At 52.3% G+C, this 24407-nt stretch carries 22 protein-coding genes; 11 read left to right on the top strand and 11 right to left on the bottom strand.

Annotated elements, in window-relative coordinates:
* Window positions 1–5: 5 nt before the first annotated feature.
* Together OOT00_RS05690 and purE are read right to left on the bottom strand one after the other, a co-directional pair.
* Window positions 6–1136, bottom strand: a complete 1131-nt coding sequence (locus OOT00_RS05690; RefSeq protein ID WP_265424346.1) for a 5-(carboxyamino)imidazole ribonucleotide synthase — start codon at window positions 1134–1136, stop codon at window positions 6–8.
* Window positions 1133–1648 (bottom strand): 5-(carboxyamino)imidazole ribonucleotide mutase, encoded by a 516-nt coding sequence (gene purE / locus OOT00_RS05685; RefSeq protein WP_265424345.1) that lies wholly within the window; start codon window positions 1646–1648, stop codon window positions 1133–1135. The genes OOT00_RS05690 and purE overlap by 4 nt, the downstream gene beginning before the upstream one ends.
* Before the next feature lie 676 nt (window positions 1649–2324).
* Between purE and OOT00_RS05680 the strand changes: the two genes are divergently transcribed.
* The 3 genes from OOT00_RS05680 to OOT00_RS05670 all read left to right on the top strand — a co-directional run bounded on the left by OOT00_RS05680 (window position 2325) and on the right by OOT00_RS05670 (window position 4549).
* Window positions 2325–3269 (top strand): LysR family transcriptional regulator, encoded by a 945-nt coding sequence (locus OOT00_RS05680; protein WP_265424344.1) that lies wholly within the window; start codon window positions 2325–2327, stop codon window positions 3267–3269.
* A gap of 195 nt (window positions 3270–3464) precedes the next feature.
* A complete protein-coding gene (locus OOT00_RS05675) occupies window positions 3465–3923 on the top strand; it encodes a MarR family winged helix-turn-helix transcriptional regulator (RefSeq protein ID WP_265424343.1) in 459 nt (152 codons plus the stop codon).
* Between the two features lie 80 nt (window positions 3924–4003).
* A complete protein-coding gene (locus OOT00_RS05670) occupies window positions 4004–4549 on the top strand; it encodes an SAM-dependent methyltransferase (RefSeq protein ID WP_265424342.1) in 546 nt (181 codons plus the stop codon).
* Window positions 4550–4714: 165 nt separating this feature from the next.
* Here OOT00_RS05670 and OOT00_RS05665 read toward each other — a convergent pair whose 3' ends face one another.
* Together OOT00_RS05665 and OOT00_RS05660 are read right to left on the bottom strand one after the other, a co-directional pair.
* The gene (locus OOT00_RS05665; RefSeq protein WP_265424341.1) at window positions 4715–6829 is read right to left on the bottom strand and encodes a TonB-dependent receptor; all 2115 of its coding nucleotides are present in this window, start codon (window positions 6827–6829) and stop codon (window positions 4715–4717) included.
* Between the two features lie 169 nt (window positions 6830–6998).
* Window positions 6999–7886 carry a helix-turn-helix transcriptional regulator gene (locus OOT00_RS05660; protein ID WP_265424340.1) on the bottom strand — a complete coding sequence of 296 codons (888 nt, stop codon included), beginning with the start codon at window positions 7884–7886 and terminating at the stop codon, window positions 6999–7001.
* A 174-nt stretch (window positions 7887–8060) separates the two neighbouring features.
* Here OOT00_RS05660 and OOT00_RS05655 point away from each other — a divergent pair, with 174 nt between their 5' ends.
* Window positions 8061–9032 (top strand): helix-turn-helix transcriptional regulator, encoded by a 972-nt coding sequence (locus OOT00_RS05655; RefSeq protein WP_265424339.1) that lies wholly within the window; start codon window positions 8061–8063, stop codon window positions 9030–9032.
* 110 nt (window positions 9033–9142) lie between these two features.
* On the opposite strand, the gene feoB is transcribed toward OOT00_RS05655, so the two are convergent.
* The gene (feoB, locus tag OOT00_RS05650) at window positions 9143–11164 is read right to left on the bottom strand and encodes a ferrous iron transport protein B (protein ID WP_265424338.1); all 2022 of its coding nucleotides are present in this window, start codon (window positions 11162–11164) and stop codon (window positions 9143–9145) included.
* Complete coding sequence (locus tag OOT00_RS05645; protein WP_265424337.1) at window positions 11164–11466, bottom strand: FeoA family protein; 303 nt, start codon at window positions 11464–11466, stop codon at window positions 11164–11166. Before OOT00_RS05645 ends, feoB begins: the two co-directional genes overlap by 1 nt.
* 404 nt (window positions 11467–11870) lie before the next feature.
* Here OOT00_RS05645 and OOT00_RS05640 point away from each other — a divergent pair, with 404 nt between their 5' ends.
* Window positions 11871–12683: an EFR1 family ferrodoxin gene (locus tag OOT00_RS05640; protein WP_265424336.1), complete on the top strand. Its 813-nt coding sequence runs from the start codon at window positions 11871–11873 to the stop codon at window positions 12681–12683.
* 182 nt (window positions 12684–12865) lie between these two features.
* Here the strand turns inward: OOT00_RS05640 and OOT00_RS05635 are convergent, their stop codons facing one another.
* From OOT00_RS05635 to OOT00_RS05625, 3 genes are all read right to left on the bottom strand, one after another.
* Window positions 12866–14191, bottom strand: a complete 1326-nt coding sequence (locus OOT00_RS05635; RefSeq protein WP_265424357.1) for a Na+/H+ antiporter NhaC family protein — start codon at window positions 14189–14191, stop codon at window positions 12866–12868.
* Window positions 14192–14416: 225 nt separating this feature from the next.
* On the bottom strand, window positions 14417–14692 hold the full coding sequence (locus tag OOT00_RS05630; RefSeq protein ID WP_265424335.1) for a hypothetical protein: 276 nt from the start codon (window positions 14690–14692) through the stop codon (window positions 14417–14419).
* 702 nt (window positions 14693–15394) lie between these two features.
* Window positions 15395–16159 (bottom strand): substrate-binding periplasmic protein, encoded by a 765-nt coding sequence (locus OOT00_RS05625; RefSeq protein ID WP_265424334.1) that lies wholly within the window; start codon window positions 16157–16159, stop codon window positions 15395–15397.
* Between the two features lie 503 nt (window positions 16160–16662).
* Here OOT00_RS05625 and OOT00_RS05620 point away from each other — a divergent pair.
* The 6 genes from OOT00_RS05620 (at window position 16663) to OOT00_RS05595 (ending at window position 21077) form a co-directional block, all read left to right on the top strand.
* Window positions 16663–17502, top strand: a complete 840-nt coding sequence (locus OOT00_RS05620) for a LytR/AlgR family response regulator transcription factor (RefSeq protein ID WP_265424333.1) — start codon at window positions 16663–16665, stop codon at window positions 17500–17502.
* Between the two features lie 343 nt (window positions 17503–17845).
* On the top strand, window positions 17846–18466 hold the full coding sequence (locus OOT00_RS05615; RefSeq protein WP_265424332.1) for a hypothetical protein: 621 nt from the start codon (window positions 17846–17848) through the stop codon (window positions 18464–18466).
* Between the two features lie 101 nt (window positions 18467–18567).
* Window positions 18568–19161, top strand: coding sequence for a hypothetical protein (locus OOT00_RS05610; protein ID WP_265424331.1), 594 nt, complete (start codon window positions 18568–18570; stop codon window positions 19159–19161).
* A gap of 257 nt (window positions 19162–19418) precedes the next feature.
* A complete protein-coding gene (locus OOT00_RS05605) occupies window positions 19419–19664 on the top strand; it encodes a hypothetical protein (RefSeq protein WP_265424330.1) in 246 nt (81 codons plus the stop codon).
* Between the two features lie 219 nt (window positions 19665–19883).
* Window positions 19884–20444, top strand: coding sequence for a hypothetical protein (locus OOT00_RS05600; RefSeq protein WP_265424329.1), 561 nt, complete (start codon window positions 19884–19886; stop codon window positions 20442–20444).
* Between the two features lie 72 nt (window positions 20445–20516).
* The gene (locus OOT00_RS05595; RefSeq protein ID WP_265424328.1) at window positions 20517–21077 is read left to right on the top strand and encodes a hypothetical protein; all 561 of its coding nucleotides are present in this window, start codon (window positions 20517–20519) and stop codon (window positions 21075–21077) included.
* 61 nt (window positions 21078–21138) lie between these two features.
* On the opposite strand, the gene OOT00_RS05590 is transcribed toward OOT00_RS05595, so the two are convergent.
* Window positions 21139–21843, bottom strand: a complete 705-nt coding sequence (locus OOT00_RS05590) for an MgtC/SapB family protein (protein ID WP_265424327.1) — start codon at window positions 21841–21843, stop codon at window positions 21139–21141.
* 476 nt (window positions 21844–22319) lie between these two features.
* Window positions 22320–24092 (bottom strand): sensor domain-containing diguanylate cyclase, encoded by a 1773-nt coding sequence (locus tag OOT00_RS05585; RefSeq protein ID WP_265424326.1) that lies wholly within the window; start codon window positions 24090–24092, stop codon window positions 22320–22322.
* Window positions 24093–24407: the final 315 nt, after the last annotated feature.

The raw sequence follows: 24407 nt of genomic DNA, 5'->3' as shown, positions 1-24407 counted from the left end.
CCTCCTTATTTCTGATTCTGATAATGGCCAGTTTCGGCCACGGCAGACACCGCTTCCGATGAGAACAGTCCTGACAGATCCGAGAGAATCTGATTCAACTGCTTCATGCTGTCGGCGCATACCGTTACGTGGCCGAGCTTGCGGCCTGGTTTACAGGCCTTGCCGTAAAGGTGCAGACAGGTGTTGGGAGTTCCAAGTATCCGGGCCATATCCGGCACGGTACCGATGAGGTTGATGGTGGCGGCAACCCCCCGAAGAGCCGTTGAACCCAGCGGCAGTCCCATGATGGCCCGCAGATGATTTTCAAACTGACTTGTTGCCGCTCCCTCGATGGTCCAGTGGCCTGAATTATGGACCCTTGGTGCATATTCATTGGCAAGCAGGTGGTCACCTGCCTGAAAAAGTTCCAGAGCCAGCACCCCGACATAATCGAGCCTGTCAAGGAGCCTTCGGGCATAAATCTCCGCCTGTGCCTGCATGGAATCATGGGGCTGACTTACGGCGAGGCGCAGTATGCCATGGTGGTGGGTGTTTTCGGACAGGGCATAAAAGGCCGTTTCCCCGGATACGGCACGTACGGCAATGACGGATATTTCCCGTTCAAAATCCACAAGACTTTCCAGAATGGCGGGCTGCCCACCCAGAAGCTGCCAGGCCGGAGCCAGTTCATCCGTCTGCCGTATAAGGGTCTGCCCCCTGCCGTCATATCCCTGCCGTCTCGCCTTGAGAACGGCGGGCAGACCTGTGGATGCCGCTGCCCGGTGAAGATCTTCCAGAGAATCCACGGGAAAAAAGGCCGCACAGGGTATGCCCAGCTCCGTAAAAAGCTCCTTTTCAAAGACACGGTCCTGGGCCAGCCTCAATGCTTCCGGCCCGGGACGGACAGGTACATGGGCCGCAAGAAAATCCAGTGTCCGGACAGGAATATTTTCAAATTCAAAACCAATAACATCAGAGCTGGCCGCCAGATCCATGAGAGCTTCTTCATCGCTGTAATCACAACAGCATGAGCGTCCCAGTGGCGCAGCACAGGCCTTCCGGTCCGGGGAAAAAATGGTAAATTCACAGCCAAGGGGAATACCGGCCAGAGCCAGCATTCGGGCCAGCTGCCCGCCTCCCAGCATCCCGATTTTCATGGTGTCTGCCTTCGCGGATCCGGCTGTGCCAGAACGCTTTCCGTCTGGCTGCGCCTATAGGCAGCCACGGCCTGACGAATCTGAGGGTAGCGGATGCCCAGTATACTGGCGGCCAGCAATGCGGCGTTAATGGCTCCAGCCCGGCCAATGGCAAGGGTGCCAACGGGAATACCGGCTGGCATCTGCACAATGGAAAGAAGGGAGTCCATGCCATTGAGTGCCCTGGACTGCACGGGAACCCCCAGAACAGGCAGGACGCACTTTGCCGCAACCATACCCGGAAGATGGGCCGCGCCACCGGCTCCGGCAATCACAAGCTCAAGACCCCTCTCCTCTGCGGATTCGGCATACTGAAACAGCTTATCCGGTGTTCTGTGGGCCGATACCACTTCCACCTCATGGGAAACACCCAGCTCATCCAGCATATCCGCCGCATGGCGCATGGTTTCCCAGTCCGAGCGGGATCCCATGATGATCCCCACCAGAGGGGCTTCACTTGCCTCCGTGTTCATGGATGGACATCTCCTTTTCAAATAAATCACACAGCATGTCAGATCCTTTCCAAAACAAAGGCTTCCATGCTGCTCCACAAACAATCAGCCACATCCGTTGCCAATCATTTTTTCAGAAATTCTGGCTCAAGGGGTTTTATCACCCAAATCTTCGGCCAGTACGTATTGGGAAAAAAGGGGATACACCCAGCCAAGACGAAAGAAAAGTCGTATTATTTTGATTTATCATTCGAAAAAAACTGATAGCAGGCAGACAAAGCACCCCGGATTCCTTGCAAGCGACTTTATTATCACTGAAATAATGACGGAACAGGGCTGCGCTGCCAACGGTATACCCGTCAGCAATCATCCAGCAGACCGGCAGGCAGAGGGCCTTTCCCCGCCCCATGTATTCAGGGGGTACGCAGCCTTTGATTTCATTCAAACAAACGCATCAGCGCAAGGGCCGGAAGGAGCATGAAAAGACCGGGGCAACAGATTTTCTGCTGTATTGCCCGGAAAACAACCAGACCATCCGCTTCTGGCAACGGTCCCCATAGGAGGGCAAAGTCCGAGCCGATGCAGAGCCATAGCCATCTGTAAAAATGATGGATATACCTTGTCAGAGCGAAACAGAATTCATATAATTTTGAATTATTATTCGAATAAAACTGACAATAAGAAAGCAGGAAACTCCATGCTCAACTATAAACAACTGTATTATTTCTGGAATGTTGCCAAGTCAGGTGGTGTGATACGTGCGGCAAAACATCTGCATGTTACACCGCAGACCATCAGCCATCAGATTGGTGAGCTGGAAGCATCTTTGGGAACCCATCTGTTCAGGCGGGTAGGCAAACGCATGGAACTGACCCAGGCCGGAGAAGTAGCCCTCTCCCGCGCGGATGAAATTTTTCAGATAGGCAACGAAATAGAACTGCTGGTAAGGGATCAGGCCATCAGCGGAGGCTTTGTTTTTCGGGTAGGAGTTGTGGATACGGTTCCTAAATCCATTGCCTACCAGCTGCTCAGTGCCACCCTGAACCTCTCCGAACCCATACGGCTGGTTTGTCACAATGATAAGCCGGAGCGGCTTTTCGGAGAGCTGGCCATCCACCGTCTCGATCTGGTGATTGCCGACCAGACCCTGCCCCGGGAGCTGGGCGTCAAGGCCTACAGCCATGAGCTGGGCCAGTCCGGGGTAACCTTCTGTGCCAGTCCTTCACTGGCAGAAGGATTGGCGGACAGCTTTCCCGCTTCCCTGCAGAATGCGCCCATGCTCATGCCATCGGAGGGTACTTCCCTGCGGGCCGTAGTCAATCAGTGGCTTTCCAAAAATCATCTCCGGCCGCACATAGTGGCAGAATTTGCCGATACGGCACTTCTGAAAGCCTTCGGCCATACGGGGCTGGGGATCTTTCCCGTACCCTCCGTCATAGCCGATGAGGTGGTCAGGCAGTACGGTGTTCGGATCATCGGATCTTCCGAAAGCGAAATGATCCGCTTTTACGCCATCTCCCTTGAGCGTCGGCTTAAGCACCCCGCCGTTCTGGCTGTAAGAAACCTTGCCAGAACCAATCTTTTTCAGTCAACCCTGCCTCTTCCCCATGCCAGAAAGGCCGGTTCTGACCCACCCTGTTAAACAAAAAACCCCCATACATGCCCTTTCAGTACCCGTTCACCGGGTCAGAGGGCATGACGCAACGGCAGGTGAAAGGCCGGTGAACCGGGGCTGATCCCGTCTCCCCCGGTTCTGTTCTTCATGAAAATCAGTACCTGTCACATGGATTGTATTTTACTCTTGACGCAGCAAGTTTAGCTACTATACAAAGAGACCATGAACGACCGAACATGCCGAACACAGAATCTGATCAACCTTTTTTTACAGGTGGTCGAAGGCATCCGCCGCAATGAACGCAAAGCACGGGTCTACGGCGGGAGCCCTCCTCTTTTTCCATCGGAAATCCACATGATCATGCGAATCGGACAAAACCCCGGCATCCATCCCGCAGCTCTGGCAGCCCTGGCAGCCGTTACCCGGGGGGCCGTGTCCCAGGTACTGGCAAAGCTGGAAGCCAAAGAACTCATCACCAGAACCGATGAGATTTCCGATGACGGGCGGTACCAGATCTGGCTCACTCCAGCTGGAAAATCCGCTTTTGAAGGGCACGAGCAGTACCATGCCACCATGGATACTCCACTTATCCAACGCATGTCCGATATGAGTGACTCCGAATTCCAGGTGCTTGAGGACTTTTTTGTACTGCTGAAGGAAATGACCGAGCGTCATCGCTAAAATCTCCGGCAACAGCAGGCCATTTTGAGATTTTTGTTGCCCGCGCTGTTTAGCTGCTAAACCTAATACAGGAGAATTTCATGCCCCATATCTGCTCTCACAAACACGTTGTCCATCTTGAAAACCCGCTCCGCCGCATGCTGCACCAGCCAGAGCGCATCTATGCGCCATGGGTCCGGCCCGGCATGCGGATTCTGGATATTGGCTGCGGTGGTGGATTCGCCGCCATTCCCATGGCCCGTATCACTGGCCCCAAGGGAGTTGTCTTCGCCGCCGATCTTCAGCCTGAAATGCTCAACCGCATGCTATCCCGCGCCAGAAGAGAAGGTGTGGCAGACCTCATCTTTCCCCATCTCTGCCAGGCTGACCGTATCGGCACGGAAGGCCGCTTTGATTTCATCAATGCATTCTGGATGCTCCACGAGGTGCCGGACATACCTACCCATCTGGAAGAAATTCGCAGCCTCATCAGGCCGAATGGTCGTTTCTTTCTCTCCGAACCCTGCTTCCACGTAACAGCAAAAGCTTTCGCTAAGGAACACGAGGCTGTCCTTGCAAAAGGATTCAGGGAGCTTGCCCGTCCCCGAATTCTCATGGGCCGGGCAAGGGTCTATGCACCTGCATAACAAAACATCACAACCGGAAAGATTCCGGAATTTTTTCTCCCACCGCCCATGACACAGGCTGGTATGGGCGGCATTTTCCCAACAGATTACTGACTGGCCTGCTCTCCACCGGTTGAAAAAGCCGGCATAAGGCCTGCGATTTCACCGGGTGACGGAATCCAGTCCTCAGTACCGCAGGTTCACGGTCACGCCAAAGGTCAGGGGATCGCCATCTTTAGCCGAATTGCCCACCAGCTCTCCGGCCGCACCTTTATAAGGGGCGATATAGGTGGCATAGGTCTCATCCGTGAGGTTTTTTCCCCAGAGGGAAATATCCCAGGCCTCGGTCTCATATCCGATTTTGGCGTTCAGCAGCCGGTAAGCTTCCTGCCGCGTACTGTTTTTGGGATCACCATAAAACTCGCCCACGCCATGAACATCCACACGGGCCATCAGGCCGCTGGCATGGCGATATTGAGCGCCCAGGCAGACGGTGTATTCAGGGACGTTCTGGAGTTTTTTACCACTGTAATCCAGCGCCACCACATTCCCGCCACTGTCCTGCTCATAGGTTTTCCATTTCTCAATCTCACTTTGGGTCACGCCCATGCCGCCAAAGACATCGAAACCGGGAAGAATACGGGCGGTGAAGGAAAGCTCGCCCCCCCAGGAAGTGGCACTGGCCGCATTCCGGATATAGGTCTGCATATCCTTATTGGTATCGGAAACCTGTTTGTCCTTGATGTCGATATAAAAAAGGGCTGTCTCCACATCCAGCCTGCGGTCGAGAAAACGACCCTTCATGCCCACTTCGTAGTTCCAGGTGTATTCGGGACTGTATCTCCCCGAATCAGGCACACCGAGATTGGCCCAGGCATTGATGCCTCCGGCCATGAAACCCTTGGCCACACTGGTATAAATGGAAACATCATCCGTCACAGCAAACCGCAGGGCGGCCTTGGGCAGAAACTCCCGGTTGGAAAGGTCATCCGTTGTGTCGGCATTCATAAAGGCATAGATGCTCCGGTCGCTGAGAACACCCTTCGCCGTCTGGAAGTCAAAACGTCCCCCGCCTGTGAGATACCAGCGGTCCGCAAAACGCCAGGTGGCCTGCCCGAAAATCGCCTGAGAAACAATGTCTATGTCCACCCGCCGCCAGTAGTACCGTTCTCCGCTGGGATCTCCCCCGTCGGCGTTGACCTTCTGCTCCTCACTGGACGCGGACACTCCCACCAGCCACTTCACACGGTCTGCCGTTACGGGAGAACTCAGTCGCAGTTCCGTCATGGTCTGACGGCTTCCGTAGGAATACAGCCAGGTTCCGTCATTGGTGGGCTTAATAAACGCATCCACCAGAAAATCCATCTTGTATTCCTGAAATCCCGTAATAAGCGTCATATCAAACGACTCCCCCGCATGCTTCAGCCTCAGGCTGTGGGTACTGGCGGTCTCCTCCTTGTACTGGTTGTCCACGTCCTGATTGATCGTATGGGGAGGGGTTGTGAAATCTCCGGCATCTCCTGCTTCATAAAACCGGAAAATACCGTTCCCATCATCGTGATGCAGAGCATCGGCAAGGTACTCCAGTTCCCATGCATCATTGGGAGTCCAGCGCAATCTGACCCGTCCACTGACACGCTCCCTGCTTCCGGACTTGTCATTACCTGAGTACATATTTTCCACAAAACCGTCTGACTTGATGCCCAGTACCTGAACACCGGCATAGAGCCGGTCCTGCAGCACAGGACCGCTCACGGAAACACCACCCTCCCAGGTATTGTAGTTCCCGTATCCCAGCCGCAGCCGTCCCCGCAGGGTGTCATCCGGCGCACGGGTAATCACATGGATCAGACCGGACTCCGAGTTCTTGCCGTACAGGGTTCCCTGAGGACCACGGAGCACTTCCACCCGCTCCACATCGAAAAAATCCGTGTTGTGCATCACCTGAAGGGGGTAGGCAATGTCATCCACATAGTATCCAGCAGGTGAGGTCAGGCTGTTGGGATAGCTCGACACGCCCCGGATGACAATCACATGATCCGCTCCGGAGTCCTTCATATGAAGGTTGGGCGTATGCCGCAGCATCTCCGCCGTGTTGCGGATCTCCGCCTCTTCCAGTCTCTCTCCGGTAAAGACCTCCATGCTCACTGGCACCTCCCGGATATGTTCCCTCTGCTTCTGGGCCGTGACCACAAGACCTTCATCTTCGTACACATTGTCAAGGATACGGGCCAAAGCCGATGGGCTCCCCATGATCACTACCATGACGGCGGCCGCCATACCGTACAAAATCCTTCCCATTCCAAGCTCCTTTTGCAAGACAGTTTTTGACTGAGAGTACTTTATACGGATAACCAAAAAATATCGGACCTGCTACCGGTTCCGTCCGGATAACAGACGGGAGCGTCCGTAAAAATCCCATGGGTGTCCGCTCCGGACCCCTCACGGCACAGTGAAAATACCCGCCGCATCACAGAGAAGATGGCAGCACACCAAAGCGTTCACGAAAAGCCCTCGCAAAATGACTGAGGCTGGCATACCCCACGGCCAAAGCCGCCTCTGTAACATTCACGCTCCCTGAAAGCAGCAGAGCCCGGGCAGCCTCCATGCGCCTTTCCCGGAGATAGGCAAAAGGAGGCATGCCAAAAAGCTCCCGGAAGCGTTCCGCAAAACAGGTGCGGGAAAGCCCGGCTTGCCGGGCCAGCTCCCGCAGATCCGGCGGATCTGCCATTTCCCGCACCAGACGATCCCTCGCCGCCCGCATGGCAAAAAGATCATCGGAAACCGTAGCTTCCGCCCCTGAAAGGGTATGGGCAAGAAGCTCAAGAGCTTTGGCCTCCCAAAAGAACTCCCTTGCCACACCGGTGTACGGGCAGGAAAAAAGATCTCCCGCAATCACAGCACTCCCCGGGGAGATGGGTAGCACCCGTACGCCTTTCTCCCCACCCGTAAGAACGGCTTTAGCCTCCCCTTCCAGACGATACAGAAAGAAGTCGGAAAGCCGCAGCTCTGCCAGCACCGTTCGGCATGGATCCGCGGCACCTTCCCCTTGCTGTGCTGCAAGGCAAAAAATTCCGGCATCACCACCACGGAGGGTGAGGGTCTCCTCCCACGCTGGGAAACGGCAGTGAACGGAACCGGAAAGATAACAACTCAGCCCCACCACCCGTTCTTCCAGATGAAGAGAAAAATGCGCCCGCCTGCGCAGACAGAAGTCCGCCAGCGTAAGATTCAGTCCCGATGCAAAATTCCGGCAGCTCATCCATCCTGCCCCAAATTCAGGAGCAAGAATGAAGTCCCTGCCCCAAAGGGTCTCCCCATCGGGCTTCCACTGAATACATGCGCCCGCATTTCCCATGTGTATCCTCCAGATGCCGGAACCACTAAAGGCTCGTTAAATAAATGCGCAGTGAATCCATGAACGGATAAAAAAAGCAAAAACCAGCGATGACCCAAATCATATCTTGCAAAGACCATATTTTTTAGCTTAAACAAATTTAATTTTACACATAAAAAAACTAAAAGGATCCCCATGCCAGACGTACCCATGGTAACCCTATCGAAACTTCCCCCTGTCTTCCAACTGACAGAAACGCCGGTGACAGATGCGGATTCCCTACGCCTCGCAGGCACGGGTTCCCATGCTCTGGCCATCTGCCCCGGCCTTTCCCTCACTTTTTCAAGCTTCCGGCCCTCAGATGCCATGGATTTTCGGGTAGAATCTTCTGCCACACCGGTAAGCTTCTGCTGCTACCTCTCCGGCACACGCCAACACCGCTACAACCTTGCCGATGGCAGATCTCTGGAATGCGTCACAGAGGCGGGCACCTGCACCATCTGCCGTATGCAGGATCTGCACGGCGGTTTTTCCGTAAAGCCCGGAGAATGTCAGACCGCCATCGGCATTCAGGTGACACCCCAGTTCCTTTCCCGGTGGCTGCCTTCCGAGACACTGAAACATCACCCGGACATCCTTCCGCTTCTTTGCAGTGGAAATCCGTCATCCGTCTTCCACAAACAGCCCACTCCGCCGGAAATCCGCACAGTTCTCCATCAGATCAGCACCTGCACCTTCCGGGAAAACATCCGCAGGCTCTATCTGGAAGCCAAAGCCCTTGAACTTCTTTCCCTGCACCTTGCCTCCCTCACAAAAGAACAGAAAACCCGCAGGACGGATCCCCGCATTCACGACCGCATCACCAAAGCCGCCCGTATTCTGGAACGGGAAATGACCAATCCTCCCACCATCGCCCGGCTTTCCCGCAGGGCCGGGCTCAACGAATGCCATCTTAAGGCAGGATTCCGGCAAGTCTTCGGCACCACGGTTTTCGGATATCTTCAGTACCATCGTATGCAGGAAGCCCGTAACCTCATGGAACACCATGGACGTAACGTAAGCGAAGCTGCCTGGGATGTGGGCTACACCAATGTCAGTCATTTTATTGCCGCTTTTCGAAAAACCTTCGGGATTACCCCCGGCGAGCTGCTGCGCTCCAGAGACTAAAGTCATATTTTTGCATATCCACCGGTACCTTTTCACCGGATATCCATTTTCCGTGAAAACCCATAAAGTTTTATAAAATCAAGGTGTGAAGTCTTTTATGGCAGGGAATCTCATAAAAAAAACTCTCCTATACGAAAAGCTGCCGCCGCCAGTACCAGAGCCAGCACAAACATGACAGCTACAAGAATGCCCGTCAGTTTCCAGGAACCTGTTTCCGCCTTAAAAATTCCCACAGTGGACACACAGGGAATAAAAAAGTGAGAAGCCACCACAAAGGCCAGAGCTCCTGCCGGAGAAACGGAACCCGCAATGGCTGTCGACACAGCCCCCTGAGAAGCGTCCGGCGTGGCAAACAGCACGGAAAGGGTTCCCACGGTGGTTTCTTTGGCAATAAACGAACTCATCAGCGCCACGAGAAAACGCCAGTCCAGCCCTATCATCTGTCCGGCAGGCTCAAGATACTGACCGATACGGTAGAGAAAGCCCGTTTCCATATCCCCGTTGGGCAGCCATGTCAGGGCCCAGACCAGAATCATGGCGGCAAGAATCACTTTTCCCGAGCGGGATACAAAGGCCTGGACCCGATCCTTCAGATTGGCCAGAATGGTTGGAAAATGGGGACGGTGGTACAGGGGCAGCTCCAGGATCATGGCATCCTCGCCCCGTTTTTCCATAAATCGGCTGGCAACGCCTCCTGCGAGAAAGGCCACCGCCACATTGGCCAAAGTAAGGCCGCATACAATCCATCCGGCGGTTCGGGGCGGGAAAAAAGCCATTACAAAAACAGCCGCCACAATGGTCTGCCCCAGACAGGGGAAAAAAGGCAGCATGATGCTGGTCACCATCCGCTGCCTGCGGGTTTCCACTACCCTTGTTCCCGCCACGGCCACGGCATTGCACATCAGGCCCAGTACCATGGGTATGGCCGCCCTGCCGGAAGCTCCCACACGTCGGAGCGGTCCGTCCGCCAGAACAGAAATACGGGCCAGATACCCCACATCCTCCAAAAAGAAAAAAATGGCATAAATAATCGCAATGAAAACCGAAAGGGCGGCGACCCAGCCGATGCCCATGAGAATACCATCCGCCACAAGGCTACCCAGAAGCCCCGGCCAGGCCGCCTTAAGCGCCGGAAGCTGCAACAGGGCCGCCTTGATCAGAGTTCCGCCCGTCATGGCTCCCAAAGCCACGCCCGAAGCCATGAGAAGAGGAATGAAAAAAAAAGCCACAAGCCGCCCCCACAGGGGATGCAGCAGCAGGCCATCCCACATCCGCGTCCTGTCTGCAGCGGCGCGGATATCGGGAAGGGCGGCGGCGCAGGCACAGTCAATCCATCTCCGTCTGGCTTCCACCAGAGCCAGCGGGCCATGTTCCTCTGTCTCCAGCACCGTCATCAGGCGGCGGCTTTCTGCTTCAGGCAACAAAGCCTTCACCCGTTCCAGAATCTCTTTATCTCCTTCCACAAGCTTAATGGCTGCCCAGCACTGGGGCAGAACGGTACCAAGGGAAGGAGCGATAAGCCGCTCCACTGTTTTTACCACCAGAGGCAGATTGTCCGGCTGCTCCGACAGCATGGGCTGATCTGTCAACACCTCCATACACTCCAGCAACTGCCGTACGCCACGGTTTCGGGATGCGGCCATGGGAACCACGGGAATACCGATCACCTTTTCCAGCTTTTTAGCGTCCACAGGACGACCTTCCGCTTCGGCCACGTCCATCATGTTAAGGGCCAGCACCATGGGAATACCCAGAGGGATCAACTCCGCTGCCAGATAGAGAGTGCGGGCAAGGGCCGCCGCATTGGCCACAAGAACCACCACATCCGCTTCCCGTGAAAGAAGGTAGTCTCTGGTTATTGCCTCCTCCGCAGAGGCGGGTGTAAGACTGTATGCACCGGGAAGATCCACCATACGGTACACCGTTGTACCCAGCTTGGCATTCCCGGTCTTTCGATCCACGGTTTTGCCAGGCCAGTTTCCCACACGCTGACGCATTCCCGTAAGCCGGTTGAACAGGGTAGATTTGCCTGTGTTTGGCTGGCCTGTCACGGCCACAACCCGCTGGCGCTCTGGGATGCAGGGAAAAGCCATCTCTTCCGAAATTCTTTTCTGTCCTGTTGCAACCACCATCACTCTGCCTCCGGGTCAGAAGTGTCGGCCGGAGACCCGGAAACTTCTGCCTCCTTTTCCTCTACCACGCACAGCTGACGGGCCAGCTTTCGGCCCAGAGCCAGATAGGTATCCCGCACATGTACCACCATCGGCCCCCAGAGGCTGTTACGAATCACCTTCACGGGCACACCTGGCATGAGGCCAAAAGCGGCAAACCGCAGCAAAAGGCCGGAATCTCTGTCATATTCCGGAGAAGAAGCCATCCGGCAGGAAGCACCGCCGGGAATGTCCGTCAGATAACGGGGTGTTTCATCTTTCATTGTACCATCCTTTGAGGCTGTCGCTGGTTTCCTTACGGCTTCATTTTCCTGAGCTTACCCGGCTTTTGCCTCTCCCATTACCCCAATCCGGCAATACCCTGCCCCCAAACGATAAAAGGCTTCCTCCGAAGCCTTTTATCCAGCCATTCTTTCAGATCAAACCAATATGCTTCAGCATCCTGTGACGGCAAGGTGGCAATCCACGACCCAGACGGCAAAAATCAAGGTTCTCTTTCAGAAGAGTAGCGATATCCGCTAAAAATAAATCCGAAAAGGCATTGAGTCTGAAACAGGTTTCAGGAGATACAATAGAGAGGAAACCGTTTACCATAAACGGAAAAGGCATCTTACGGGAACCAGCCCATTGCCATGTCTGCTGTCACAATCCAACAGGAAAACAGTCAATGAAAATTCAATCTGTCAAAGCCTGCTTTTTTTCTCCTACCGGAACCACAAAGGCTCTTGTTCAGGCCATCGTCCGTGGTATTCATCACCCCACCTGTGAATTCATAGATATGACAAAACCGGATTCACGGAAACAGAACTTGCTGACAGCCAAAGATGAAGTACTGATTGTTGCCGTTCCGGTCTACGTGGGAAGAGTACCGGCCCTGCTGAACCCATGGCTGCACACCATCCAAGCCAACCAGACACCCACCGTATGCGTTGTCGTTTACGGCAACCGTGCCTATGAAGATGCACTGAGTGAACTCAAAGACAGAATGATCCAAAACGGGGGGATTCCCGTGGCCTGTGCGGCATTTATTGGAGAGCACTCCTTTTCAGGCCCCGACACGCCGATCGCCCTGTCCAGACCCGATGCAAAAGACTTGGAACACGCGGAAACTTTTGGCCGCCGAATCAGTGAAATACTCCGTTCCGCAAGACATCTGGATCTACTTCCTGAAATTCATGTACCCGGAAAAATTCCTTCCCAACATCCTGCTCCTTTGCTTTCTGTTGATTTTATCGACATCAGCCACAGCTGTTCAGGCTGTGGGGCTTGCGCGGAGGCATGCCCTGCTGGTGCCATCGATTTACAATCATATTCAGCAAGCGATAAAGAAAAATGCATCCTGTGCTGCGCCTGCATTAAAATCTGCCCTGAAAAAGCAAGGACTATGAAACATGGAGCCATAAAAGATATAGCAATCCGGCTGAGTGACACCTGTAAAGACCGGAAAGAACCAGAGCTCTTTTTTAGTGAAAACAGCTGAGCAGAGGGCCACAAATAACTTTTTTCTTATCAGAAACCGATCGTAAACCCCTGCCGAATGACAATCCGGACTTCTTTGAAAAAAACTGGACCATGCTTCCATATAAAAAAAGGTTCGGCTGCCCATTCTCTACGGAATATGAGCAGCCAAACCCTTTGAAGGATAAGTCAACGGACAGAAAGCTACCCTTCACTCACGGCATGGCGCATCTGTGTGCTTTCATTTTTTCTGAGCAGAATAGCCGCCACAGCGCAAACCGCCAGAGCCATACAGTAAAAAACATTGCCTGTTATAAACACAGGCGAAATTTTGAAAATGGATGCGGCAAGAAGAACCTGGGCACCATAGGGAATCAGCCCCTGGCAAATACAGGAAAACATATCCAGAATACCGGCGGATCTTTTGGGCTCGATATCATTATTAGCGGCAATATCTCTGGCAACACTTCCCGTAACAATAATGGATACGGTATTATTGGCCGTACAGAAATTGGTCAGCAACGCCATAAGCCCGATGCCAAGCTCGGAAGCTTTTGTACTTTTTCCTTTTTTGGAAAAAACACCGATCATTGCCTGAATCTTTGAACTGACAAAATCAAGCCCTCCCTCTTTTTTCATGAGAGCACTGAGCCCGCCGATGAGCATGGACAGGAGAAAAATTTCCTGCATGGAAGTAAAGCCACCGTATATCTGTTTTGAAAACTCCAGAAGGTGATAATTGTCCACCGTAAAAAAACCGGAAATACCGGCAAAGACAATGCCGGATAAGAGGGTCACAAATACATTGATGCCCGATACTGCCATCACCAGAATCAGTATATAAGGAATCACCAGAAAAAAGTTGTAGTCCGTGACAGGCACTTCGGCGGAAAGACCGGATTTGGCTAAAAAAAGATACAGTATGGTGATCAGTGCGGCAGGCAGGGCAATGAACACGTTCATCCTGAACTTATCTTTCATGCTGCAGCCCTGGGTCCTTGTGGCAGCAATGGTGGTATCCGAAATGATGGAGAGATTATCCCCGAACATGGCCCCGCCAAGAACCGTTCCTGCCATAAGAGGCAGTGGAATACCCGTCTGCTGGGCAATGCCATAGGCTATGGGAGCAACGGCAGCAATGGTCCCCATGGATGTTCCCATGGCCGTTGAAATAAAGGCACCCACCATAAAAATACCGGGCAGTATCAATGCCGACGGAATAATATCCAGAGCAAAATTCACCGTGGCATCCACTCCGCCCGTTTCTTTGGCCACATAGCTGAATGCCCCTGCGAGAAGATAAATCATGCACATGGCCATGATATTGGTGTCACCGATACCCCGCAAAAAAGAATCGATGGTTTTTTCAAGGCGCTGACGGCTCAGAATAACGGCAAGAATGATGGCGGGCAGAATGGCAACGGGGGCCGAAATCTGATAAAAAGCAAAATCGATTCCGCTCACATGAAAAAATATCCCACTTCCTAAAAAAATCAGAATAAAGACTAAGAGAGGAACGAGGGCAAGCATACCTTGAACTGCATTTTTTTCTTTTGTTTCCAGCATTTACTTCATCACTCCATAGAAAAGAGATTATCATTTGCTTAACCCATAGTCCTTTTTCCTCCGATTGAAAAGGGGAATTATAAAATATCTAAATATGCAGATATACAAATCTATGCAATCCACCCCATCGGATCCATCCGAACCCCACAGATAACAACAGCTGCCATACAAAAACGAAAAAAAGACCCACTAAAACAGCAGGCCTTTTTCATTTTTGTTTTTTTGACTGCCTGTGCAGACAGTCTCAGCGGGGACTTCCGTATCTGACAATCCGGAGACAAACCATACAGTGGCAATGTGGCCACACCTTGTCATCGGCACCCGCATCCGCATGCGGCCCTGTATCAGAGCCGCCTCATGCCGTACCCCGAAACGGCCTGTACCCGATTCAAGATACAGGAACTCTTTTGGCAAAATCCCAGCAAAGCCTCTGGTTTGCGCCATGGGACGGTTCAGGAAAACCATGCTCTGCTTCCTTCATCCGGCAGACAGGAGTGCTTCGCCCTTAAGCTTCCACCCGCCGGAACGCTGCTGCTCCCTCCAGAGATCCGCATACAACCCGTCCGCGTCCAAGCTCAGGGGAAAATCCCGCAGCACAGGGAGACTCCCCCATAGCCAAAGGAGCTCTTCTCAAAACGAATCGCCGCACTGAGGAAAAAAAGTAAGCTTTCCGGTTCAAGTATTTCCGACCGCTGGAAAACTGAGGCAGGAAATCTTTTTCAGCCAGCAAAAACGGCAAGAGTAACGAGGCTATCCCTCATCTGTTGATTACGAGAAACAATTTTTTAAAAAACGACAGACGGCTAAAATGCTTTGATGCCCAAGTCAACCCAATTTTCCAGGGTTGACTTGGGCAGGGAAAGCTGACGCGATGCTTCCTATGCGGTCAGACCGTCTTCGATAATCATTTTCACGGCTTCATGCCGGAATTCTTTCGAATAGCGACCGTTCGTTGCGTTTTTTGCCATTCAGACACCTCCGTTCTGGTTGGATGATAACTTTGGTGTCCGATATTTTCAACTTACCTCATCCATCGGAATTTCAGCGCCAGCACAAACAGAACTTTTCCTGCGGTTCAAAAAAAACGGAGACAGACAAAAAAAGCGCCTTCAGGCTGGAATAACAACCTGAAGACGCTGACTCTACGACAAACTGGCCTGCAGCTCCTTACGGTGCCATCTGTAGCAGGGCATCCAGACGACCCTCTGCCCTGAGCTGTGCTAACCCTTCATTAAATACGGCCATGATTTTTTCTGCCCCGGGATGACTCCTGGAAACAATCAGATGATAGGGAACACTCTTCACAGGCTTGGGATTCAAGGTGATTGCCCCTTGCAAACCTTCCCGCTCAATGGTGGCCAGACCGACCACCCGTTCTTCCAGAAGAGCCGCGATACGACCAGCGGCCAGTTTCCGGTAATTGAATTCATTGGAGGCAACCCTGTCCAAAGTATAACCATTCGCTTCCGAAACAAAGCCATAGTCGTACTCCAGCACGGCACCAAGGGTAATCCCCTTCAGATCTTCGGGCTTCTGCCAGTTAACAGGATCGGCTTTGCGGGAGAAAACAACGGTGTCCAGACTGATAATAGGATCACTGTATATAAACGACCTGCCCCTGTCCTCATTGTAACTGTACAGCATGGTGGCATCCAGCTGTCCTTCCTGAGTAAGATTCAGGCCCCTTGCCCATGGCAAATACCGGAACTCCACCTCCCAACCCTGACTTCTAAAGGCTTCCTGCACAATCCGGGAGGCCGGTCCTCCGCCGTCAAGGTCTTTACCCTGATAGGGAGCCCAGTCTCCATTGGCAATCACAACTTTTCCTGCAGCATGGGCGGAAGGAACCGGACCCACAACACCAAAAATCAAAAACGTACCCACCAGTAACAAAAAAAACTGGCGGAATTTGTTAAAAACAAAACGCTCCATATAACACCCTTTCTTTGATGAAAGATCACAACGCATTGTTTGATACGTAACCGGACAGATTCTGAGCAGCCAATGGCAGCGTACCAGCCAGAACCATTCAGACACCATGAATCTTATCCCACTATCATCCCAAAATACAACACCATACTATAGCCATCACCGTCGGTAAAACCCTTCCAAAATTGCCGTGCCTGCATAGTATGCCTCCGCCCTCCCTATTGCATTTTTCACCATAACACCCTGCTCTCATGGATAATGCGGGCAGAAAAACAATCCGAACAGACAGAAGGTTCCTGCCACAGGCTTACGAAAAACGCGTCAAAAGAAGAATCGTACCCTCCACGCTTTATTCTGTGACTTCCGCTAAAATTCTATTATCATGCTACGATTTTGCTATCCAATCCACACCCATCAAAAAAACCAGACAATCACTGGCGCGCACAAACCAAACCAACATGAAAGTAGCTAATCGGTGAAACCGGGACCCCCAAGGAGACTTTCAGATGCCCGGCGCACTCAATACCCTTTCTGTTCTCATTGTAGAGGACGAACTGCAGTCCATTCATCTCATCCAGAGCTTTCTCACACATCGAACTGAATTTACAAGCATATCCGTTGCCCGAAGTGGGGAAAAAGCCATTGAGGCCCTTGCTGCCCGCCGGTTCGACCTGATTCTGCTGGATATCCGCCTCCCCGGTTGCTCTGGTATCGAGGTTCTGAGCCGGACGGCCGGGCGGGGTCATGTTATTTTTGTTACAGCCCATGACCGCTATGCCCTCCGCGCCTTTGAAATGGGTGCCGTGGACTACCTCCTGAAGCCTTTTTCCAGAAGCCGCTTCGACCGGGCCATCGAACGAAGTCTCATTTTTATCCGAAATGAAAAATTCCAGCATGATTCTGTGAACACCCTTAGCCTTGCTTTCCGGTCGGATCGCCAAAACTATCTGGTCGCCCTTCGGGATATCCTCTATCTGAGCTCTGCGGGCAAACGAACCCGTATTCATACGGATACGGAAATTTTTGAAACACCGGAGCTGCTCAAGTCCGTGGCCGGTCGCCTGCCGCCGGAAAGTTTCTTGCGGGTTCACCGCCAGTTTGTGGTCCACCGACGCTGGGTCCGAAGACTGAAAAGGGACGGAGAAAAACGGTTTGTGCTGATTCTGGATACAACAAATCCAGCCATGGTCCCCGTTGGAAGATACTACCTGCCGTATGTTCTCACACTCTTTGAAACAGCCGCTCGTTGCAAAACATCGGAGGCCGGAAGCTTCTTTGCCGATTCCGAAACCACCCCGCAATGCAACACCGGAAATCATGCCATCAAAACCCCCTCCAATGGTTAAATTCAGACTGCCTGTTCCCCTGAAAGGACCGTCTGTTCCCTTTATTGAATTTCATACTTGCAGGGCTCTTCCATTACCGTAAAGTGGGAACCAAACCTGCCACACCATTAGATCCGTGCATTGCAGCATCATTTTTCATCGGGAGTGGGAAGACGGATGAGTGCATGGGAGACCTTCTTCCACGGTCCAGCCCCATCCCCGGATATGCAGACCTGAAACAGGATCCCCCTGCCGGTATCCCCGGCAGTTATGAACGGGATCGGGACAATAAGGTCCCATCCAGCCCTGGCCAGGCAAATGCAGCAAATATTCCTTCAACCATTGATATACGAGGAGATAAAAAATGAAATCCATCAAATTGAGAGTGGTCAATCAGTCCGCCGATGCGAATAATTCCGACATCGTTATTTTCCAGAAGAACATTGCACCGAGCTTTGACCAGCTGGCCGTTGCCTGGCGCTGCATCCGCAATCTCGGACGGGACTGCAATCATCCCTTTGAATACGATCTGGACATGGAAGTCTGCGCCAGTGACAGCTGGGGAAACTACACCGAACGCTTCAACGCTTTTCCCGGAAACAAATTCTCCATGCAGAAAGACCACTCCGGCGATGTGCTCAAACAGGAGGGCCGCTCCGTATCACCCAAAGAAGTGGAAGTCTATAATGCCCTTGATATGGGTGCGGTTACCGCCAATATTTACCGCAGCGGCAAACTGCTTGCCGCCAAAACAGGCATCGCACCGGGTCAGAAAGCCGTATTCCAGTTTAAACCCACCATCTATATCGGCGTTGCATCTCAAATCGTTGAAGGCCAGGTCATGAGTTCAGCCATCATGACCGCCATCAATACAGAAGTCAGCCTTCTGGGTGTGGCCAGCGCCGACATCGTCATGACCGGCGGAGGCCCCGGAAGAGAGGCCACTCCTTTTGTCTTCACACTGGAAAACGTTATCTGGGCCTGATCTGACAGCTTGTCAGCATGGGTCCGCAGAACACCTTTCCTGCACATCCTAAATGCGCGGCCCCTCTCTATCCGGGACCGCGCAGGAGAAAGAAAAGCCTGATGACTGCCTTCACCGAGATCCGGTTTATCAACCAGGCCGAGGAGCGGATACCGCCAGATGTGGTTCTCTTCCAGACCCTCCCCGGAACTGGTCCTCCCATTGTCTGGATGGTGATACGGGGGTGCGGATATGGTCATGAACAAAAAATCAGCATGGCTCCCCTCACCCTCACGGCACGGACTCCGGAAGGCCACTTTCTGCCAGAAACCCTGCTGGATTCTGCCCCACGTTCTGCCGATTCTGCCGGTATGATCCGGATCAGAACCAGCGGGGAAAAGGCCAATATCCTAAACCGGTCTCCGGATCACTTCCTGAGACCGGCGCTGTTCCGAGCCCATCGGCTTCTTGCACTCGGCCCTGTCATTGGTCCGGGCGAGGCCCACACAATTAGCGTTCACGCCCGGCTGATGGCTGCCGTGTCATCCCTGCCACGGGCACAGGAAGGGAGGATGGTTCCCAAAGATCTCGTTGCAGGGGCAAAGCCCATCGACCTCACCCGCATCAGGAAAGCAGACCTTTCTCTTGTGGGCGGAGGGTATGGTTCGAGGGCCCTGCCTTACAGCCTCATGATCACATCCAACAAGAGCCCCTGATACATTTCATGCTCATTACCCGGAATGAGCAGACGGAACTTCCGGCTGCTCAGCATGAGGCACAGACAGACAGGCTGTGTGCACTCTCCGTATCACCCGTTCACAGGCTCCTGTCTCCACAGCCAGTACAAGGAATTACCCTGCCGGTCCTTCTGCCGGTTTCCCATGAAAGGTCCCATTTCCATGGGGCCTGATCATCCGGCAGACCGAAACGGATGAATCAGTCATAACCATGACAATACAAGAGGAGAAAGCATATGCCGGAAATCGCCGCCGATCCCACCGTGGAATGCGTTATCTGCTATGATCAGAATAATCTGCCCTTTTACCAGCTCAGCTGTGGTCACGGAAGCCCCGCCACCAGCCCCATGCACAAAGCCTGCCTGAGGCAGGCCTTTCAGGCCGAAGTAGATTCAGGTACTGTGCCGGGAATTGCCTATGTGAGATGTCCGATCTGCAGGCAGAACCCGGACATAGCCGACATTGAAACAATCATGGGCTGAGTGCGGACACGCAGGAAAAAATCTGCTCAGAACAGGGCCGTTTTCCCTTTGGGTAACCATTTTCCCATGCCTGTTCGGCAGTCCGCCAGGGAACACCGAACATCTGACCTGCATGAAGGTCAGATGTTCCGCATCGGTCCGGTAACTCCCCCGGACCGGTGCCATTACCCTCATTTCAAGGGGCTCCGCTCCAGAAGAATCTACCATGGAGGTACCATTATGCCCGATATACAGCAGACTCTTGAGAAAACATGGCGTCCAGATCTTCTGGAAACCCCGTTTTCCTGCCAGATCATCTTTTCCTATGATGAAAACAGCGGTATTCTGAAAGAAATGAGCTTAACCTTTGTTCCAGACCCGGAAAAGCCCCTGCAATCCGCGGGCAGCGTCGGTCCGCCTGTCGAAGGCCCAAAACTCCCACAGAAACAAACAGACAGTAACAACCAGGAAAACGGGCTTCCCATAGCGGGTGCAGAAAACGATAAGGATTTACCAGACCCTCCGAATTCACCGGAAGCTCCGCCCCATGAAGACCCGGCCCCCGAACCAGCGGATACCTGCAGCATACGAATACAGGATTTTCATACAGCCCAGCCTGTTCCTTTCAACTGTCAGGTTTCCGATACAACCCGGATCAGAGGAACCTGCTCCATCGTTTCCATCACCACGGAGGAGGGCATGGATTCGGGCCTCTTCTTTGACCTCTACTGGGACGCATGCACCCATTTCGAAGGTATTGCCATCACCTTTTCATCCATATGGCAAGCGAATGCCCAATAAATGCAAGGGACGAAACCCTCACGCCAGCCCTGTCCTCAAAATACAGAGAACGTCAACCGAAAGGAAACCATCATGAAAAAAATACTGTTACTTTTTCTGCCAGTTATTCTGTTCAGCTGCTCCAGCCTGCGGACCGACGTGTTCCCGATAACAGACCCTACCTGCAAAGGGAGTGCGGACTTACCCCAGCATCTTATCTCTCAATTTGAACCCGCTGAGGATGCGAAGCTGTTGCAGGAGGCTCTGGCGGAACCGGATAAGGGCGGCCTGTGTCAGGGCAAGGTCTATATCAGTAAAACGGATGTACCCGTTTATCGCTCATGGAACAGCACGAATCCATTCAGCAAATCCGGGAAATGGTGGTCCTTTGATACACCGGCAGGCAAAGTGGCAAGCTACCGTGAAGAATTTGCCATCTGTTACCAATGGTCACCCCTGGACAAAATGTCCAGCTGCACACTGAAAAAAGGAACCCGCATTGTGGTGGGCACCGGTCAGAGTGCCAGATGTTCGGAATACCTCACCTACCCCGTTTCCGACAGAAAACAGATCTACATTCCGGATGCCTCCCTGTCGGTAACAGATTGTACGGATTATGATGGTCTGTTGAACTGGAGTCTGGTGATGGAATAAAAACAATCCGGGCAATGGTTATGCCGCCCATTGCCCATGAAAAAACAGCCAGACCGATCCTTCAGTCTCCTGTGGGAACAATCCGGAAATCATGTACCGTTTCCATGGGAGTCAGCTTCTCCGCCAGTATTGTCACACGGGTTCTGTCCGTGGTCCGCAGTATCATGGTATGGTGGCGGATACCTTGCTCTCCTTCCATATGATAACTGAAATTGGCAATGCTGAAACCATGGCCTTCAATCAGACTTCGCAGGGACTCTTCCGTCATCCCGGAAAAACGAAGCAACTGTATCTCAAAATGGTAATAGGCCTGGGTCGGCATACGGGCTTCTATCCACCGGAAAACGGACAGAGTGATAATGGTGAGCAGGACCGATAGCACCAGAGGAAAATAAAAACCAATACCAGACAGAATGCCGATGGCCGCCGTGATCCAGATGGAAGCAGCCGTAGTCAAACCACGCACGCAGAACCCTTCCTTCATGATCACACCGGCCCCCAGAAAACCGATACCCGTCATGATTCCCTGAGCCATTCTCGTGGGATCCAGCCGCACAAGATCCGCGTGCGCTCTCACCCAGTGCGCTTCATAAACGGTCACCAGCATTAAAAGACTGGAGGCCATGCATACCAGTGCATGGGTGCGGAAACCCGCCGGTCTTCCATGAAATGACCGTTCATAACCGATCAACATACCCGCGACCAGTGCAGCCATCAGCCTCAGCACCATTTCCAGATCATCCTGACTCAGCACCAGATACGACATAGGCTCCCTCCCTTCCATGACAAAAGCCTGAGCCCCATCGTCCCGCTTCTTCCCGGAGACAAAAAAAGAACACCCCAGTGGGTGCCCTTCTTCTGCAGAAAGAAAATCCCATGGGGCTCAGTTTCTACCCAAAGATTGGCTGCGGATTCCCCCGGCTCTGCCCGTCTGCGCCGGAACCGACAGCCCTGCTCCACGTGCCAGGCAACTCATACGCCGCCCCTTAAAACACTATGCCTTCTCCTTTACTGTGGTCAAGGAGCAATGCTTCAGATCCCATTCTTTTCAGAAGAAAAACTGGAACGCTTTGGGAGAATGAAAAAAGTCCTGCGGGTGGGTTTTCGGGGCAAGCCCGGTTAAAAAGGGGAGCAGATACTGATTCTGTGCCGTCAAAAGAAAACCAGCCGTACCTGTTTCTGGAAAAACCGGAAGAGTCATGGCTCTTGCCGTCAGAGTCAATGGTTCGAATATACCAACCTTTAGCTTACATCCTCTGCAACCATCATGTTCCGGCCTTTTTCTTTTGCCTCATACAGCAATCTGTCACACCGTTCAATCATGGCTGGCCCCGACATGTCCTTTTGACATCGCATGGTAAGAACGCCAATACTTACGCTTACATACTCCGATGTGGGAGAATCACAATGGGGTATGGCAAGAGCCGTCACATTTCTCATAATTTCTTCGGCTATTTTTTTCCCTCCTTCGTGGTCTGTCATGGAAAGGATACACAAAAATTCCTCTCCCCCGAATCTGCAGGGAATATCTCCCGGCCTTTTAGCTGCCTCCATGATTTTTTTGGATACGGCCCGTAAACAGCCATCCCCTGCAACATGTCCGTACCTGTCATTAAACAGTTTAAAATGATCGATATCCAGCAATAGGATGGTGATGATCCCATGGACTCTGCTTTGTCGACTGATTTCATCTTGTAAAAATTTATCACAAAAACGCCTGTTATAAAGACCGGTAACGGGATCTTTTCTGGCCAAATGGGCCAGCTCCCTGTTCGTTGTTTCCAGCTCACCGGTTATGGTTTCCACAAGCTTATGTAAAAACTCAAGGTTCTGAAACTCTATGGAAATATTTTTATTGCCCGGATCATCCGCAATGCCTGTTCCGGTCTCCCCTACCCCTTCTGATAAGGACAGTGTGGTCATTGTCTGGGTAAAAAAATCAACCTGATTACCATCGGCAGAATAATACTCCCCATAGGAAAAAAAACCTGCGGATGCAGGAAACCCTTGCAGCATTGACAGCTCAGCAGAAGCGGCTCCTCCCAGCACCCTTTTTCTGGCAACACAGGAATAGATAAAAACAGATTGAGGTCCAAAGGATTTCAATTCATTGCGAATTTTTACAGAACCCTGCCTCAGCAATCCTGCATGGCAGAAACTGAACCGGAGCTGTTCTCCCGTAAAAAAATCATGCACAAAACGAAAGGAACCATTTTTGGAACATATGGATACGGGAGAAACGGTTATGCCAAGGCCTTCCCGTTCCACCATCAGGGGGAAATTCACCGCCGACAGGGGAAGATTTTTCGCAATTTCATTTCCAAGATAGTGCCTGTACAACTCATAGGGAGACTGATCGTCTATGGAATAAACAATATTTTGCCTTGCTCCGGTAACAGTAAACTTCTTGCCAATGGGCACCCAGTTTCTGTTAATGCCCGTATGAACCCGTAATTTTTCACTAAAAAAAGCCACCGCAGCAACACCCTGAGATGAGACACCTTTTTCTGTAAAAACAAACGTTTCTATTCCTTTTTCATTGTCGCCTGCATGGGCACCCGCAATTACGGTATCAGCAAAAAAAATCTTCAGCGCCCGGAGTAACGGAGTCCCATTGATAAACATGCCGTCTTTTATACCACAGGCAAAAACAATCATGGCTCTGGCATCCTGCCTTCCGATCATGGCAGCAATTTCCTCCCCAGCCATTTCCAGATTATCATTCTGACTCACCATGGCGGACCGGACAATGGTATGCTCGAAAAAACTGATACTCACCACAACCCTGCCATTGACAATTCTTCCATCCAGAATCTCACCCGATGAGCTTGTTCCCAAAACAGCCGATCCAGGAAACACTTCCCTGATATCACGAAGCAATAAAGAGAGATAAGACTGGCTGAGAACCCCTGAAAAGACCTGAATCAATATATTCTCCCCTGTACAGGAAGAAATCTGTTTTGATTGACGCAGCAGATCCTGTTTATCCTTATAAATAAAATTGATGGTTCTCATATGCCCCCTTTAAAATCAAACAAGGTACGTACTAGAATGCACGGGTTCATGGGGCCACTCTGCCATACAGTCTCCCTGAAGGGCCGAGAGACTCCAGAGATTCCGCCAGCCTCTTAGCCCAAAAGGAGAATCCTCTTCCCTGGTGGGCGGTACCTGACATCGGCCGCTTCCAGAGAAAGCTTGATCAGAGTTTCGTCAATGCGGTAATTATTCTAATCATAAAGCAATTCTTCCTGTTTTTCATTCTTTATTATGCCTTCTGGCAACCGGTCCTCATGCTACACCAGCAGCCCACCATTGGCAGATTACGTCGGC

Source organism: Desulfobotulus pelophilus (assembly GCF_026155325.1).
GTDB classification, from domain to species: domain Bacteria; phylum Desulfobacterota; class Desulfobacteria; order Desulfobacterales; family ASO4-4; genus Desulfobotulus; species Desulfobotulus pelophilus.
This window is presented reverse-complemented; position numbering and strand designations above follow the sequence as displayed.